The sequence below is a fragment of the Pseudomonas sp. WS 5021 genome (assembly GCF_012985535.1).
Classification (GTDB): domain Bacteria; phylum Pseudomonadota; class Gammaproteobacteria; order Pseudomonadales; family Pseudomonadaceae; genus Aquipseudomonas.
Genome location: NZ_JAAQWP010000002.1, coordinates 610176 through 627099 on the forward strand (window position 1 = coordinate 610176; position 16924 = coordinate 627099).

The window sequence follows — 16924 nt, forward strand, 5'->3', positions numbered from 1 at the left end:
TTTGAGCGGTGTCGCCCTCGACAAGGGCTACGGCTTATTGGCATGTCAATGCCTGGCGCTCGTAGTTCAACGCCCTGTTTTGCGCGGGCAGGGCGTACGGCGCCGTACATTGCTGGTCACCCCACTTGATCGTCAGGCTGCCCTGGTCTTCTTCAACCAGCACCAAGGCATTGCCGCTGGGGTCGGCGATGGCCAATTGCTTGCCGCTGGCGTCTTCCAGGGAGGCGCCAAACGTCATGCGCTGGTGCTGTGCATCAAACAGTTCAAACAGCACGCGCCGCCCGCTTTTGCCGCTGTAGCGGGCCAATACCACCGCCCCACGGCGTGGCACCAGTTGCTGCGTGGCCTGGGTGATTTCGATGTCGCCGCCCAGGTCGCGGGTGTCGAGGCTGATCCAGTTCACTCGATAAGGTTGTGTCGAGGGGATAACTGCATAGCCGTTGCGCCCGGTTTCAACCCCGCTGTAGCTGCTGATCTTTGCCCCGCTGATGCCCGGCACCTGGGCCAGGGCGAAGGTTTCGCTGACAGTCTGCCCAAGGTTGATACCACCGGCGTGCGCAACCACCGAACCGGCGACGTTGAGGTTTTGCGAGTCGTAACCACGCCCCTGGCTGTACCCCAGGCTGATATCGGCTATGGAGGTGCGGCTGTTGATGTTGGCCGATCCCGATTGGCCGCCCGTACTGCTATGGCCGGCCTGCACCGAATAGAACACATCGCTGGTATCGGCCACATAACCGTTGATACCGGCCTGGGTGCTGGTATCGCCTCGCTGGGTGCTGCTGGTGACGAACGCGCGCGGTGCCCGAGGCTGGCTGCCCAAGGGGAACGAAACAGACAGGTTGAACTGCGTGTCGGAGTCGGGTGCGCCCCAACTGGCGATCTGTTTGGTGCGGGTCACACCCAGGTTGTAGCTCAGGTCGCCCCAGTTGTTGTTGTAGCCAGCTGAAAAGCTCTGGGAGCCGCCACGGTTCCAATAGCGTTGGTCGGTGGCGTTCACGTAGAGGCTGCCGAACTCACGGTTGCGCCCCAGACTCTGGTTGATGGTCAGGTCGGTACGGGTTTTCGAGTTGCCGGTGCGCTTGACGGCCTCTTCGCTGGTGTCCTCGACGTGGTCGGTCAGGGTGCGGTAACCCTCGGTCGAGTAACGATACGCGGCGAGGGTGAAGTTGGTGTCGGTGCCGGCAAAGGTCTTGGCATACAACGCACGCACACTGTTGCCCTGGGTCGTTTGCCCTTGGGCGGCGCTCGACGAGTGAGTGACGTCCATGGACACGGCGCCCAGCGATGTGTTGCGGCCCACTCCCAGGGAGAACGCCTTGTAGTCTTCACTGGCTTGCAAGCCGACAATCGCGCTCAGGTTGCTGGTGAGGCCGTAGGCGAGGGTGCTGCTGACAAATTGCGGGCTCGCCAAGCCGTCAGCATTGCTGCTGAATTTACCGGCCGACACGCTGTATTTGACCTGGCCTTCACGCACCATGATCGGCAGGCTGGAGAACGCCTGGGTGCTCACGTGACGACGGCCGTCGGCCTCGATGATGGTGATTTCCAGGTCGCCGTTCGAGCCGCTGGGGTAGATGTCGTTGATCTCGAAGGGCCCGGGCGCGACGTTGGCGGTGTACAGGATGTAGTCGTTCTGGCGGATTTCTACGGTGGCGTTGGTTTGCGCTACACCACGGATCACCGGCGCATAACCGCGCTCGCTGTCGGCGCGCATGCCTTCGTCGGACGCCAGTTTCAGGCCACGGTAGCGCACGCTGTCGAACAGGTCGGTATCGGAAAAAATCTCGCCGGCACTGAACTGCCCCTTGAGCACAGTCACGTCATGCTGCACATAGCTGCGGTTGCTGGTGAAATTGCTCGGGCGCCCGGTACCGCTGCTCAGGTTCGACTCGTTACGCAGCCGCCAGCCCCCCAGGTTGATGCCATTGCGCAGCCCCAGGTTGTTGTTGATACGCGTTTCATAGTCGCCGCCTGTGCGGCTGCTGTTGAGTTGATAGTTGATAAATGCCGCCGGCACGCCGTCGTCCCAAAGCTCTGGGTCGACATAACCGCGCATGCCCCGTTGCATCGCGACCTGCGGAATGCTCGCCGCCAGGCGCAGGCGACTGGCGTCATAGCGCAAGGTCGCCTGGTCGATCAGCGTCGGCAGGTCGTAGCAGTCCTGGGGCTGATTGGGGTCGAGCTTGCCCTGGGCCTGCAAGAGGGGCATGTCGATGCCCAGTTGCTTGAGCAGATCCAGGGTCAGGCAGGGGTCGACCCGGCCGGTCTGCGGGTTGCGTTTGAAGTCGATGTCACGCCGGCCCACCAACACCTCATTGCTGTACAGGTCGACCCGGTAGTTGCCAGGCAGCACGCTGTTGGCCGAGAGCAGTTGCTGCAGGTCGACCGACGATTGTGCACCTTGCAAAAAAGTGGTGTTGAACACTTCCAGGGACGGTTCATCGGCAACGGCCCAAGCGGGCGAACCGGCAAGAATGGCCAGTGACAGCGTGCAAGTTGTCGACGCGCGTAAAGTGCGCTCGCTTGATATGTAATGATTGGGCCTGCTGCCTAAAAGAAAAAACATGCAATCATCCCTGCTTATCGGACAGGCGAGGCACGCGAGTACGCACTCGAATCGAACCTGAAGGGTTTAAGGGAAATGCTTATTGCCGGGTGCGCGCCTCAATGGCCTTGGCTGTCAGACGCGTGGAAAGTTGTGCGGTGTATTTATCTTGTGCGCCATAGTCGTTAATACTGGAAAAAGACAACTGCACAGCATCGTGACTATTGAGTTGTTTAACGCTGAACTGTTTTTCGGCACCCGGCGCAATCATTGTCGAGTCGGCAGCCAGTTCTGTTTGTTTACCGGCCTGCAGTTGTATGTCGGCCATGGACACGTGATACAGCGTCGGGTTCTTGACCGTCAGCAGCGAGTCAGCGCTGCGCTTTTGCAATTGCCACTGCAGTTGCGCGGGCGCCGACAGCGCGCTACCTGGCAACCCCGCTGGGCGGAAAAATACCTTGATGCGCTGGCGTACCGCCAACTGCAACGTGTTGTCGGAGGCGGCGGCCTGGGGAATCTCTTGCACATTGAGCCAGACCACGGACTCACGATCCGTTGGCATCCCGGCACCCTGGTAAAGAATTCGCAGCAACTGCTGCTCCTTGGCAAATATGCGTGCCAGTGGCGGGGTTACTGCGAAGGGTGCAGCACTGGCTTGCGCATCGTTGGTGTCGACCCAGGATTGAATCAATACGTCCTGGTTACCGTTGCGCACGGTGATATTGGCCTCCTTGTGATCGCCATCGAAGACGATACGGGTGGCACTCAGTGAAATGCTCGCGGCAGCCTGGGTCGCCATAAGCAGGGTCAGCAGCCCGAGGCCTGCTGCAATGGAACGAGGCAACATGATGTCTACCGTTTGGTGGTCGAATAAATGGCGAGGCCCGAAGGCCTCGCGCGTGACAGGCGCTGCGTGTCGTTTATTCGTATTGCAGGATGAACGGCAGGGTGGCGTCACCACGACCCGCGGTGGATGCACCGGCTGCACCGGTGGTCACATAGGCTGCGGCAAAGCTCAAGGTTGCGTCGCCGCCTACGGCACCTTGGCCGTGCATGGCACTTTCGATACGAGCGGTGGCCGGGGAGCTGAGGTCGATCAGCGCGCCAGTGCTGTCGAGCAGTGCGATACCGACGTTGCTTGCGCTGCCGTTACCAGGGGTCAGGGCGAGGACTTTTTTACCAGTCACCAGGCCTGAACCACCACTTTTGGCGTCAAAGATCATCGCCACTTTAGTGCCCAGGTTGCAGTTAACGCTGAGGTTGAAGTCCTTGGCGGTCACACGGCCCGAGGCCGGGTTTTCAGCGGTGCCCATGTCTTTGATGGAGACGGTGCCCATGTCGACGGAGATCACGCGATCAGCGTTGGCACCGTCAACCGAGCAAGCGTCGTTGTTGATCAAACCGGTGAAGGTGATTTTGCCGCCGCCGCCCGGGGTACCCGTACCCGGGGTAGTTTCGGCAAACGCACTGCCGCTGGCGGCAATAACTGACACAGCGATAAGGGCCAGGGAAAACTTCTTCATGATGATGTCCGTTAGTGTTGGTTGTAGAGACGGGTTGAAACTGCCAACGAACAATAGTGAATTTGTGCCTTAGATAGAATAAGACGATTCTTATAAAGCACTACAGCGCGAGTTAGTTAAAAATGGCACTACTTGATAAAGTGCGAACTAGTTGAAAATATTCTGCGCCAGGCAATAAGTTAATAAATCCTGATCACTGCTGACTTCAAGTTTGCGCATGGCCGAAATTTTTTGCGCACTGATAGTCTTTGAGCTTCTATTCTGGCTGCGCGCGATATCACTGACACTTTTGCCCGAAATGAATAAACGCAATATCTCGTACTCCTTCGGCGATAGCGTCGAGAAGCGTGCATCAATGGCAGTCATTGACTCGATCACCGAGGTCTTGGCCGGCTCCAGGCTGCGATACAGCGCCTGTTGCGCAATGGACTTGAGGGCGACCTGGATTTCGGTGTGCAACTGGCTTTTCTGGATTACCCCAACCACCCCCAACTCTTGCAGGCGGGTCAGGATCAGATGGTTGGAAATCATGGTCAGGATCAGAATCTGCACCTCGGGGAAGTGTCGCTTGAGGTACTCCACCAGTTTCAAGCCATCACCGTAGGGCGAATCGCCGGGCATGTTGTAATCGGTAATCACGATGTCGACGGGCTGCTGCTCAAGCAGGCCAATGAGGCCCGCCGAACAGATCGCTTCACCGACGACTTCAAAGCGCTCGTCTCGCTCGACGAGTTCTCGCACCCCCAGGAGCACGATGGGGTGATCGTCTGCAATAACCACAGTGAATGTTTTCATAAGGCGGGCCCGTAATGCTGGTTCAGTAAGTGAGGTGGTCCCAAGCGCTTGCGCGCCAGGCGGTGCAATGCGCTCATAGCTGTGCCCCGAGCAAGGCTGACAGCCGAGTCATGACCTGTTTTGTCTCAAGCTCCAGCGTGGTACTGAGCCGGCCGCCGGCCAACTGGCTTTCCAGTTCGATACACGCCTGGGCCAGGTCGAGTGCCTGCACCGCCCCCAAGGCGCCGGCCACCGAATGCAAGGTTTCGGCCAGGCCCCGGCAATCACGTTGCTCGAGTGCGGCGCTGATGCGCTGCAGATCGTGCTGCACACTGCTGATAAACAGCGGGCGCATTTTGTCTGACATCTGCACCGTGTCAATTACCGCCGGCTCGGCGCGTACCGTGGGTTTGCACAGTTTGATCAACTGCGCACGCAGGGTTTGCAGGCTCAAGGGCTTGACCAGCCAGGCATTCATCCCGACCGCCAGGCAACGCTGGCCTTCCTCGCGCATGGCATTGGCGGTGACACCGATGATCGGCAGTTGCGGATCGTGCTCCCTGAGGGTGCGGGCCAGTTCATAGCCATTCATCAACGGCATATTGACGTCCGTCAGCACCAGGTCGAAGGCTTGGGGTTGCCATAGGTGCATGGCCTGCTCGCCATTGTCCGCCAGGGTTACCGTGCAGCCCAACGCTTGCAGCTGCTCCTGGATGATGGCCTGGTTCACCGGGTTGTCCTCAGCCACCAGGATGCGCAGCTGCAACTGCCCGGCACTCTGTTGTTCGGCGTGCAGCACGGCCTCCTGTTTACCCCGTTGCGCCAGTGATACCACCGCCGCAATGGCGCGCACGTCATGCATATCCACTTCCCAGCCTTGGGCGGTGTGCAGCGGCGGGCTGTGTGCACCCGGCACACACAACACCCGTGGCCCGGCCCAGGGCCGCGGCGGGCCTGCGGGCAGCATCTCGACCAGCACCGCTCGCTCGCTTTGTTGGGCCAGGGGCAGCGCTGCCACCGAGGCCTGGATGCCCAGGCGGCTGAGCCAGTCGCACAGCGACTCGGCCAACTCGCGCACGGGCGCCAGCACCTGCACCGGTGTGGTGCTTGGTTCAATGGGCGGCAGCCCCGGCAGCTCGCCACGGCCTGTCGGCAAGCTCATCTTCAGGGTGAAGCTGCTGCCCAGGCCAGGTTCGCTGACCACCTTGATCTGGCCATCCATCATCTCGGCCAGCCAGCGGCAAATCGGCAGGCCAAGCCCGGCGCCGCCTTGGCCGGCGGTGTCCGGGGCCTGGTAGAACAAGTCGAACAGCTTGGCCTGCTGCGCCTGGCTGATGCCCACGCCGGAGTCGGTCACTTGCCACTCCAGGTCGACGCGATCGTTGCCCCGGCGCAGCGCCCTGGCACGAATCACCACGCGGCCTATGTCGGTAAACTTGATGGCGTTGCTCACCAGATTGTTGAGGATCTGGCGGATACGCATCGGGTCGCCGACCACACAATCGGGCAACTGCGCATCGATGCAGCCGTACAGTTGCAGGCCCTTGCGCTGGGCGAAGGCTGCGTAGGTGTGCAGGGTGTCTTCGAGCATGTCCAGTGGGCAAAACTCGATGGATTCGATTGCCATCTGCCCGGATTCGATTTTCGACACATCGAGCACATCACTGATCAGTTGGAACAGCGTGGCAGACGAGCGCTGAATGGTGTGCAGGTAGGTTTTCTGGCGCGGGTCCAGGGGCGTCAACCCGAGCAGTTCCAGGGTGCCGAGCACACCGTACAAAGGCGTGCGGATTTCATGGCTCATGGTGGCCAGGAACAGCGTCTTGGCTTCATTGGCCGCATCGGCGGCGCGCCGGGCGTCTTCCAGGGCCAGGGCGTCCTCGATGTGCCGGGTGACGTCGTTGAATGCATACAGGCGCACATCCTGGCCCTGGTAACGGGTGGAGACGAAGCCCACCTGCAAGTGCCGGCCCTCGATTTCCAGGTGGGTTTCGCCACTGTCGGCGCTGTCGTGGGAACGGCTGAGGGCCGCCACCAGCCTGGCGGTGCCGGGCCATTGCTGGGCGCGCTGGTTCTCGATCAATACCTGGCCATCCGCGCGGCCCACCACACACAGGCCGGTGGGCGCGGTGTCGATGATCACCCGGCTGAACGCCACGCTTTCGGCAATGCGCTCATGGGCCTGGCGCGCCGGGCGAATCACGTGCTTGCGGTACCAGCGGTTGCCCGCCCAGGCAATCGCCAGTACCGCACACACAAATAGCGCAAGGCTCGTCAGTGGCCACAGGGCATAGCGGAAAAAATGCTTGTAGCTGATCCCGTAGATCGCCGTCCACTGCGACTCAGTATTGTGGGTGATCTTGAACTCCAGGCCTTCAGCGCGAAAATTCAGCCCTTCGCCCAGGGACGACGCCATGGCCTGGGGGCCAGTCAACGTCTGGCCGGCCGGGGAGATCAGGGTGAACCGGTCATAGATGGACGACTCCATGGTGCGTTCCACATCGTTGACGTGCGCCATGTCCAGCAGGGTAGCAACCATCACCGGGTTATCGCCTTGGCCGGCGCGCAATACCTGAGGGTTGAGGGTCACCGCCACATACGCCAATAACTGAGGGGCCGCAGGGGGCGTGCCGGATGGGATGTAGGCCTCCCAGTAAAGGCGCTCGTCCACTCGGTGCAACTGGCTAAGCCTTTGCTGCACGGCTTCGGCCTGCTCGGGCGACGGGCCGTTGAATGGGGTTTTGCCGCCTCGCTGGTAACCGACCGCAGGCACCGCCATGTCGTAGTTGACCAGGCGGTTGAAGATAAAGACATGGGGCGAAGCGTAGGGCGACGATGACCAGAACGCACTGTAGTAGCTGGCCAGGTGCACGCCGAGGGCAAAGATCTTCTGCTGCTCGACGGGCGTGACCCGTTGTGCCTCGAACCGCGCGCTGAAGGGCACCGAAAACGCGAACTCGCGGCCTTCATAGCGGGTGGTGTGGGCGTCCAGGCGTTGGCTCTGGAGGCTGGCCTGGACGTTCTTGTCGCTGGTCAACTCGCGTTGGATAGCCGGCTGCGCCAGGGTCCGGAGGAAGACTTCCTGTTCCTGGATGTTTTCCATCAGCCGCGCAAAATGAAAACCCACGGCAGCGTACTGTGCATCGATGGTCCGCTGCAGTGCCCAGTAACTGGTGCCTGCCAGCAGCAACGCGACGCCGAGCACCACCATCAGCCCTTTGTTCAAGCGCAGTGAGCTGCGGGTGAATGCTTCGAGGATCGCGTTGTTGTGCTTCATGGAAGGTTTTCGCAGGCGGATGAAGAATCGGCGCTGGATGGAGTTTACTCCTTATACAGGTTAGACAAATCCAGGCCGCGGGCTAATGAGATATCGCAGGGCCATCATTGTTCAACAGTTGCTGAAATTGTTCTGACGACACCGCGTGAGAGATCAGGAAGCCCTGGACCTGGGTGCAGTCGATTTTGCGCAGCAGCGCCAGTTGCTGGGGGGTTTCGACTCCTTCGGCGACGACGGTCAGCCCCAGTTTGCGGCCCAGTGCGATGATGCTGGCCAGGGCCGAAGCCATGCCCTCGTTATCATGGCAACCCTGCACCAGCGCCTGGTCGATCTTCAGTTCGGTAAACGGGGTCGAGACCAGGTTCAGGTAAGAGCTGTAGCCTTTGCCGAAATCGTCCTGGGACAGGCCAAATCCCTTGATCCGCAGGCGGCAGGCACCGGCGTAGAAGTTGCTGATGTCCTGGGGCACCGAGCATTCCATCAGCTCGAAGCAGATCATCCCCGGGATGCCCTGGTGCTCCAGGACAAACGCCAGCAGGCGGTCTGCCAAGTCATGGCTGTTGAGCAGGTGGGTCGGCAAGTTGATCGATACCGGAATCTCATACCCGCGCTGGCGCCAGCGCTCCTGGGCATGGATCGCTTGCTTGAGCACCAGCCACAACAGACGCTCCTCCAGGTCGAAGGCCTTGATCGCCGGCAAAAACGCCGCGGGCAACAGTACCCCTTGTGCGGGGTGCATCCAGCGCACCAGCGCTTCGGCAGCGACGATCCGGCCGTTGGCCAGGGATTTTTTCGGTTGGAACCAGGCCTGGACTTGCCCGTTGCCCATGGCCTGGATGAGCGTATGCCGGTCAATCGCCGGGGCCGTCGCGGCCGGTGGGGAAGGGCTGCGGTCCTTGTGGTTGAGCTGGCTGACCAGGCTGCGCAGCGCATCAGCGGCGACCGGCTTGGAAATCAGCCCGATGACTTTCACATCGAGATTTTTCGCCACCAGGCTGGCCGCCATCAACATCCGCCGGGACGCGGCACTCATGATAGCCAGGGCGGGCTTGCAACGCAGGGTCGCCAGGCTCTGGATAAACTGCACACCGTCCATGCCCGGCATCAGCAGATCCGTCAGTACCAGGTCGAAATCACGCTGGCGCAGGCGCTCCAGCGCCTCGTTCCCATCCTGGGCAGCCTCCAGCAGGAAGTCGCCCAATTCATTGAGCAGGTTCTGCAGGTACAGGTGCTGCAGGGGATGGTCCTCGACGATCAAAATACTATAGGGCTTCATGGGGGATCCGTGCGTAAGGCTCCAGGTAGTTGAAGAGGGCCCGCAACGCAAAGGGTTTGACCAGGCAATGGTTCATTCCGGCGGCCAGGCACAGGTCGGCCTCGCCGCGCATGGCGTTGGCAGTCGCGCCGATGATGGGCAGCGCGCAACCTTGGCTGCGCAACTGCCTGGCTAATTCGTAACCGTTGACTCTGGGCATATTCACATCCGTCAGTACCACATCGAAGTGCGAGGCCTTGCACAGCTGCAGCGCTTCATGACCATCGCAGGCCAATTCCACGGTGCACCCAAGTTCCTCAAGCTGATCGCGCAAAATCAATTGATTGATAACGTTGTCCTCGGCCACCAGCACATGCAGGTTGAGCTTGCGCAGTTCACGCTTTTGCGCCTGCTCGTCGACCCGGGCGACCCACAATCCCTGGGCCTGGCTGACCGCCTGGTGAATCGCACTCAATTGGTTGAGGTTGGCGTGCCACGTACCGGTCTCGGGTTGCTGGCCATTGCCGCTGTTGCTACTGACCAGGATTACCGGCCCCGGCCAATCGGGCACCAGGGGTTGTTCGATGGCGCCGGGGTGCAGCTCCAGCAGCAGTTGGCCATCGGGGTGGGTCGGCTGGCCGGTCTGGGCCCGGGCGCCCCAGCGGCGCAGCCAGCCGCTGATCGATTGAGCGAGTTCGGGAATCGGCGAGACCACATAGACAGTCTCGGCAAGCAAGCTGCTCATGGGCGCACAGTGCGCAACTTCCAGTGGCAGGGTCAGGCTGAAACTGCTGCCCAGGCCCAGCTCGCTGACCATGCGGATATGCCCGTTCATCAATTGCGTCAGGCGCTGGCATATCGGCAGGCCAAGCCCGGTGCCGGCCACCACGTTGGTATTGCCTTCGCTTTGATAGAACGGCTCGAAAATCATCGCCTGGTCTTCCTGGGCAATGCCTTTGCCGGTGTCGGATACTTGCCACAGCACGCTGGAGCGCTCGTCATCGCGGTCAAGCAACTTGACCCGCAGAACCACGCGCCCGTAGTCGGTGAATTTCACCGCGTTGTTCAACAGGTTGTTGAGGATCTGGCGCAGGCGCGTGACATCGCCCATCAGCCGCTCGGGCAGCTTGGGATCAAAGCAGGCGTAGAGCTGCAAACCCTTGCCCCTGGCGGCCGCGGCATAGCCCTGGATGATCTCATTGACCAGGTCCAGGGGCGAGAACTCGCTCAGCTCCAACGCCAACTGCCCGGCCTCGATCTTCGACACATCCAGCACATCGCAGATCAGTTGCAGCAACGTGGCCGAAGAACCCTCTATGGCATGCAGGTAGTCTTTTTGCTGGGCATCGAGCTGAGTGCGGGCCAGCAGTTCCAGGGTGCCCAGCACGCCGTACAGCGGTGTGCGGATCTCGTGGCTCATGGTCGCCAGGAACAGGGTTTTCGCGGCATTCGCCGCATCCGCTGATTGCCGCGCTTCTTCCAGGGCCGCTTCCACTTGTTTGCGCGCACTGATGTCGCTGAATGCACAAAACAGCACGTCCTCACCTCTATAGCGGGTGGGCGCGCTGCTGAGGTAAAGGTGGCGACCGTCGACGGTCTCGAAGTAATCCGAATGCCCGCAGGAGGTGCCATCGAAGGCCTGACGGATCCAGCCGGCGCACAGCGCTTCACGCTCCAGGCCGGTGCCCAGCCACTGCTGGGCCAGGGTGTTTTCCAGCACCACCTGGCCGTCAGTGCGACGCAGCACGCACAACGCCACCGGCGCGGTCTGGATCACGTCGCGCCCGAAGGCCTCGCTTTCGATCAGCGCCTGGATGCCATTGATCGACGGGATGATGAAGCGTTGATTGACCCGGCGCATCACCAGCCAGATCAGGGTCACGCTGAACAGGCAGAACACCAGCGAGCCAAGCAGTTCGCGCCATAATCCGCGCACCACATCACGCAAGTTGATCGAATACATCAGTTGCCAGTCCGACGACTTCAGTTGCTTGCGAATCACCAGGTGATCCGGCACCAGGCCACCGCCGACAAAACCGAAAAAATTCTCGCCCTTGGGCTTGAGCAGGGACTGGTCCAGCCGTGGGTCGTGGCTATTGGTAAACACCAGCATGCCCTGGGAGTTGAGCATCATGAATTCGCCCGCACTCTGGTCATTGAGGGTCGTGGACACTTCATGGCTTTCCATCTCCAGGCCCAGCCAGCCGGAGTCGGGGTCGCGCTCATCCAGCAGAATGAACAGGTAGAGGTGGGAATGGCCTTCGGTCTGGTCGCTGAGCCAGAGTTCGCCGGGGTCCAACGGGTTGTGCTTCTTCAGCGCCCGCAGGCGATTGAGCATGCACTGGGAAAACGGCAGTACCTGGGGCGTGGAGTCGTAGAGCCGGGTCAGTTGCGGATCGGGGCCGGCGGTCACGTAGAGCAGGTTGACCTGCTTGGACTTCAGGTAACTGCGCATGCGCGAGGTTAGCCAGATGCTCCACTGATGGCTTGGCGTGTTGCCCAGCAGCAGGCGCTGCTCTTCGCCCACTGCCGGGTAGACCTGGGCCTTGGCCTGCGCGGATTTGCGCACCGCCGACAGGCTCAGGCTTTCAAGCAGCGCTTCACGAGTGGTGAAGAAGGTATGCGCCTCGGCAATGGCGCTGCTCATATAGCCGCGCCGCTGGGAGATGTCATTGTTGAAGGTGGAGAGCAGAAACGTATAGACACCGCTCAAGATGCCAACCAGCAACACGGTGGCGAAAAGACGAAGCAGCCTTCTGGCTGCTTCGGGTCGGGACAGGACGGGATTGATCTGCAACAGATAACTTTTAAATCGCATCGGCGGATTTTAATCGGCCGCCTAGCGCCTGGGCATAAGACGATCCTTAAAAGCGCCGGTGCCGTTACTTGTAGAACATATCGACCACGACCGCCGCATCGAACGCTCCGGGAATGGGCAGGCTGCGCCACTTCAAGTCCGCCCTGAAGTCTTGGCGGAAGGTCTGGTTAGCACCATTCATTCGGGCCAGGGGGAACCATTCATTAAAGGGCAGATGCTGATTGGTATAGTCCCAGGCCAACGAGATGCCCACGGAACTGTTATTGGCCGGCACCAACAGGCCATTGATCACGTTCCCGCCGCCCGGGGTGGTGGCGAAGCGCGCGCTCACCGTATACGGGGTGTCGCAGGCTTTGCGCAGGCTCAAGCTGAAGGTGGCGGTGCTTGCCACCTCGCCGATCTGCGCCTTGCGCGAGGGCTTGGGAAAGTTCACCACGTTGGGCGTGATCGTCAGGTCTGGCGTGCAGGGCACGAAGCGGATGTCGTTGACGCCGGTGACGATGTAGTTGAGGTTGCTGTTGGGGCGGTTGTTGAGCCCCGTAATACCGTCCAGTTGAAAAACCCGGTATTGCGACAGGGTACTGGCCTGGCCGTTTTGCGGCGTGGTACCAAATTTCTCGATAAACACGCTGAAGTTGAGAGTGAACCGGGCCTTGTCCCAACCGACGCAGTTTGACAAGTTGCAACCGCGGTCGGAGTAGAACCCAGTACCGTACTTACCACTGCTTTGGGTGATCGGCACCGAGTTATAGCGAATCCCGGCACGAATGCCCTGACCGATACTGACGCTTGCCGGGTTCAGGTAAAAAAACACTTCTTCGCGGCCATGGTCAAAGTCATCCTTGCAAATCACGTTGACCGAGCGTGGGCCCGACTCCCAGATAATCGTGCCATCCGGCGCATCGGCCGCTACTGCCAATGCCGTGCCCAAGGGCGCGGTGTCAGCGACAGAACCGCTACCGTCCACCCGACAGGCCAGCGCATAGCTGGTAGCGGGGAGGGCGGCGCAGGCAAGCAAGGTGGCCAGGAGCAAGTATTTAAGGTGTGACATAGGTCGGTGTTCCCCACGAACCATCACTTGAGGGCCGCACGATGGCGGGCCTGCAAGCCGATATCGGTGATTTCGGTAAAGTTGATTTGGCTCCCGGCGCTGATGGGGGCCTTGGCACTGAAGACTTTGCGTTCCCCGGGCTTGAGCAATGCGTAGTCATCCAGCGCCTGAACCTGGCCGCCGGCGTCGATTTGCACATCGATCAGGGACAGGTGAAACGCACTCGGATTGGTGACCGCTATGGACTGCCCATCGGTGCGCTCCCACATCAAGCGGGGCACCGCCTCTGACGAGCTGCCGACAAGCCCAGGCGGGCGATAGAACAGCTTGAGACGCTGGCGCACGGCAAATTGCACGCTGTCGGTGGCGTGCGGCTTCAGCGGGATTTCCATGACGTTGAGCAAGAACATCGATTCCACGTCGTCGGGCAAGCCTTCGCCGGCGTACAGAATACGCAGCAGGTGATGCTGTTGAGCATCCAGGCGAACCAGCGGCTGAACCACGGCAAAGGGCACCGGCAAAGTTGCATCATCGTCCTCGCGGGTGACCCAGCTTTGCACCACCAGTTCGCCGGGGGACTGATTGACGATGTTGATGCTGGCTTCTTTATATTGGCCAAAGTAGATCAGGCGCGTGCCTTCAATCTTGACCGTCGCCTGCGCGCAGGGCGCCAGGGCCAGCAGCGCTGCAAGCAGCGCACTGATCCAGAGCAGGGACCGGCAGAATGGCAAATGCTTGAGTGGTGACATGAGGGCCCGCAGCTTCCCTGGATAGGTTTGGAATGGCTTCGGGGCTCATGTTAGGAGGTGGGCGCTGGGGATTCTCTCAGGCGATTCTTAAAAGCCACATTTGCAGGCTCAGGGCTGGGGCGCGTTCTGCTTGTCTGCGCCGAAAGTGACGCTCTTGTTTGGGCGTGCCTGCCAATCACGCAGCCATTGCAGGCCCTTGGATGTGTTGCCGCGCGGCCGGTATTCGCAACCCACCCAGCCGGTATAGCCCAGTTGGTCGATCAGTTCGAACAGATAGGGATAGTTCAGCTCGTTATGCAGGTCCGGCTCGTGGCGATCCGGCACGCCCGCGATCTGGATGTGGCCGATACCGGCGAAGTCCTGGCGCAGCTTCGTCGCCACGTCGCCCTCGACAATCTGGCAATGGTAGATGTCGAACTGGACTTTCAGGTTGGCATGGCCGACGGCTTTGCAGATGGCGTGCGCCTGATGCTGGTGATTGAGGAAAAACCCCGGTATGTCCCGGGTGTTGATCGGCTCCAGCAACACGGTGACGCCGCTCTTGGCGGCTTGTGTGGCCGCGTAGCCGAGGTTTTCCAGGTAGGTTTGCTGGTGCCTGGCGCGATCCGCTTCGTTTGCCAGCAGCCCGGCCATAACGTGAATGCGGTCGTTGCCCAGGACGGCGGCATATTCCAGGGCCTGGTCGAAACCTGAGCGAAACTCCGATTCACGACCAGGCAGGGACACGGTGCCTTTCTCGCCCGCCGCAACATCGCCGGGCGGCGCGTTGAACAGGGCCTGGACCAGGCCATTGTCGTCGAGCCGTTGTTTCAACTGTTGCGCGGGGTAGGCGTAGGGGAACATGTATTCCACGGCCTGGAAACCATCGGCAGCGGCGGCGGCAAAACGGTCGAGAAAATCATGTTCGGGGTAAAGCATGCTGAGGTTGGCAGCGAAACGAGGCATGAAGACTCCAGGGGTGAACAATCAATCGTATGGCCGGTGTTACCACTGAACACCAAAGGCCGCGTGCAACTCATCCAGTGCCGACTGGGGCAGGGGAGCGGGGCGCGGATCGGTCATCAGCCACAGGCGTGCGGTTTCTTCCAATTCTTCCAGGGCATAGCTGGCTTTGGACACCGAGCTTTCCCAGATCACCGGCCCGAGGCGCTCAAGCATCACCCCGCGCACACGGTTGGCCAGTTGCGCCACCCGCTCGGCCACCTTGGGAGAGCCGGGGCGCTCATAGGCGATCTGCGGGATGCGCCCGACTTTCATCACTTGGTAAGGGGTCAACGGCGGCAGGATTGTATCCTCCTGCCAGACCCCGGCCAGCGTCAACGCCACCAGATGGGTCGAGTGGGTGTGGACCACGCCGCCCACCCCAGGGTTGCGATCGTAGACCTGACGGTGCAGGGCCAGGGTCTTGGACGGTTTGTCGCCACTGACCCATTCCCCGGCCAGGTTGACCTTGGCAATCGCCGCCGGGTCGAGACGCCCCAGGCATGCGTCCGTGGGCGTGATCAACCAGCCGTCCTCCAGGCGCGCGCTGATATTGCCGGCGCTGCCCACCGTGTAGCCACGGGTGTACAACGAAGCGCCGACGTCACAGATCTCTTCACGCAGGGTATTTTCGTTGCTCATGTCCGAACTCCTGCCAGTTGCTTGAGGGCCTTGTCGAAGAAATCCACACCGCCGAAGTTACCCGACTTGAGCGCCAGTGCCAGGGGTTCCCCGGGCGTGCTGACGCAGGCGGGCACCCCTGGGTCGATTTGCGCGCCGATCTGCAATAGCTGGATATTCAGCGCCTGGACCACGGCGCCCGAGGTTTCCCCGCCGGCGACCACAAAGCGCCGCACACCGGCCTCGCGCAGCCCGCTGGCGATCCGCCCCATGGCTTGCTCCACCAGATGCCCCGCACGCTCGGCGCCCAATTCGCGCTGGACCGCCTTGACCTCATCGGCCGTGTTGGTGGCGTAGATCAGCACCGTTTGCGCATGGTCGGCGGCGAAGGCCAGCGCCTCCTCGACCACCGGTTTTCCCGCCGCCAATGCCAGCGGGTCGATACGCAAGGCCGGGCGACCTGCCTGCAACCAATTCGCGACCTGCCCCCTGGTGGCCTGGGAAGCGCTGCCCGCAAGCACCACCTCAGCGCCTTTGACGGCGGGCACTTGTGTAGCGTCCAGCGTGCGCAATTTACCGGCACGCCGAAAGTTGCCCGGCAAGCCCAGGGCCAACCCGGAACCGCCAGTGAGCAGCGGCAACTGCGCACAGGCCTCGCCCAGCAGATAGAGATCGGTATCGCACAGGGCATCGGCGACAGCCATGCTGACCCCGTCGGCGCGCAACTGAGCGATGCGTGCGCGGATGCTCTCGACGCCGCCGGCCACGCTGTCATAGCGCAACAGGCCGACCTTGCCTTGGGTCTGCGCCTGTAACACGCGAACCAGGTTGGCGTCAGTCATTGGCGTCAGCGGGTGATGCTGCATGCCCGACTCGCTGAGCAATTGGTCTTGCACAAACAAGTGCCCGCGAAACACCGTGCGCCCGTTTTCCGGGAACGCCGGGCAGGCGAGGGTAAAATCGCTACCCAGCGCGTCCAGCAAGGCGTCGCTGACCTGGCCGATATTGCCGGCCGCCGTGGAGTCGAAGGTCGAGCAGTATTTGAAAAATATCTGCTCGCAGCCACGCTCGCGCAGCCAGTGCAGCGCTTCGAGGGACTGCGCGACGGCATCGGCGGCCGGCACCGTGCGTGACTTGAGGGCAATGACGATTGCATCGGCGTCGAGCTGGCTGGCAACATCGGCAGCGGGTATGCCGATGCTCTGCACAGTACGCATGCCGCCGCGCACCAGCATGTTGGCCAGGTCCGTGGCTCCGGTGAAATCGTCGGCAATGCAGCCCAGCAGCGGCCGGGCAGGGGCGTTCAACATGGTGCGCTCCTCAATCG

12 protein-coding genes are annotated in these 16924 nt (G+C 61.2%); all 12 read right to left on the reverse strand.

Annotated features, from left to right (window positions below; translation table 11 throughout):
- Positions 1-34 precede the first annotated feature (34 nt).
- Positions 35-2569 carry a fimbria/pilus outer membrane usher protein gene (locus tag HBO19_RS08985; protein ID WP_170057323.1) on the reverse strand — a complete coding sequence of 845 codons (2535 nt, stop codon included), beginning with the start codon at positions 2567-2569 and terminating at the stop codon, positions 35-37.
- 79 nt (positions 2570-2648) lie between these two features.
- Positions 2649-3395, reverse strand: coding sequence for a molecular chaperone (locus HBO19_RS08990; protein ID WP_170057324.1), 747 nt, complete (start codon positions 3393-3395; stop codon positions 2649-2651).
- Between the two features lie 73 nt (positions 3396-3468).
- Positions 3469-4071 carry a fimbrial protein gene (locus tag HBO19_RS08995; RefSeq protein ID WP_169951714.1) on the reverse strand — a complete coding sequence of 201 codons (603 nt, stop codon included), beginning with the start codon at positions 4069-4071 and terminating at the stop codon, positions 3469-3471.
- 147 nt (positions 4072-4218) lie between these two features.
- On the reverse strand, positions 4219-4866 hold the full coding sequence (locus HBO19_RS09000; RefSeq protein ID WP_170057325.1) for a response regulator: 648 nt from the start codon (positions 4864-4866) through the stop codon (positions 4219-4221).
- 73 nt (positions 4867-4939) lie between these two features.
- On the reverse strand, positions 4940-8122 hold the full coding sequence (locus tag HBO19_RS09005; RefSeq protein ID WP_170057326.1) for a hybrid sensor histidine kinase/response regulator: 3183 nt from the start codon (positions 8120-8122) through the stop codon (positions 4940-4942).
- Positions 8123-8204: 82 nt separating this feature from the next.
- Entirely contained in the window at positions 8205-9398 is a 1194-nt protein-coding gene (locus tag HBO19_RS09010; RefSeq protein ID WP_170057327.1) for an EAL domain-containing protein, read from the reverse strand.
- Positions 9385-12195 (reverse strand): ATP-binding protein, encoded by a 2811-nt coding sequence (locus tag HBO19_RS09015; protein WP_170057328.1) that lies wholly within the window; start codon positions 12193-12195, stop codon positions 9385-9387. The genes HBO19_RS09010 and HBO19_RS09015 overlap by 14 nt, the downstream gene beginning before the upstream one ends.
- A gap of 64 nt (positions 12196-12259) precedes the next feature.
- Positions 12260-13246 (reverse strand): fimbrial protein, encoded by a 987-nt coding sequence (locus HBO19_RS09020; RefSeq protein WP_170041398.1) that lies wholly within the window; start codon positions 13244-13246, stop codon positions 12260-12262.
- Positions 13247-13269: 23 nt separating this feature from the next.
- A complete protein-coding gene (locus tag HBO19_RS09025) occupies positions 13270-13995 on the reverse strand; it encodes a molecular chaperone (RefSeq protein ID WP_170057329.1) in 726 nt (241 codons plus the stop codon).
- A gap of 108 nt (positions 13996-14103) precedes the next feature.
- On the reverse strand, positions 14104-14940 hold the full coding sequence (gene otnI / locus HBO19_RS09030; protein ID WP_170057330.1) for a 2-oxo-tetronate isomerase: 837 nt from the start codon (positions 14938-14940) through the stop codon (positions 14104-14106).
- A 39-nt stretch (positions 14941-14979) separates the two neighbouring features.
- Complete coding sequence (locus HBO19_RS09035; RefSeq protein WP_170057331.1) at positions 14980-15618, reverse strand: aldolase; 639 nt, start codon at positions 15616-15618, stop codon at positions 14980-14982.
- Complete coding sequence (otnK, locus tag HBO19_RS09040; RefSeq protein WP_170057332.1) at positions 15615-16907, reverse strand: 3-oxo-tetronate kinase; 1293 nt, start codon at positions 16905-16907, stop codon at positions 15615-15617. Before otnK ends, HBO19_RS09035 begins: the two co-directional genes overlap by 4 nt.
- Between the last annotated feature and the right edge of the window lie 17 nt (positions 16908-16924).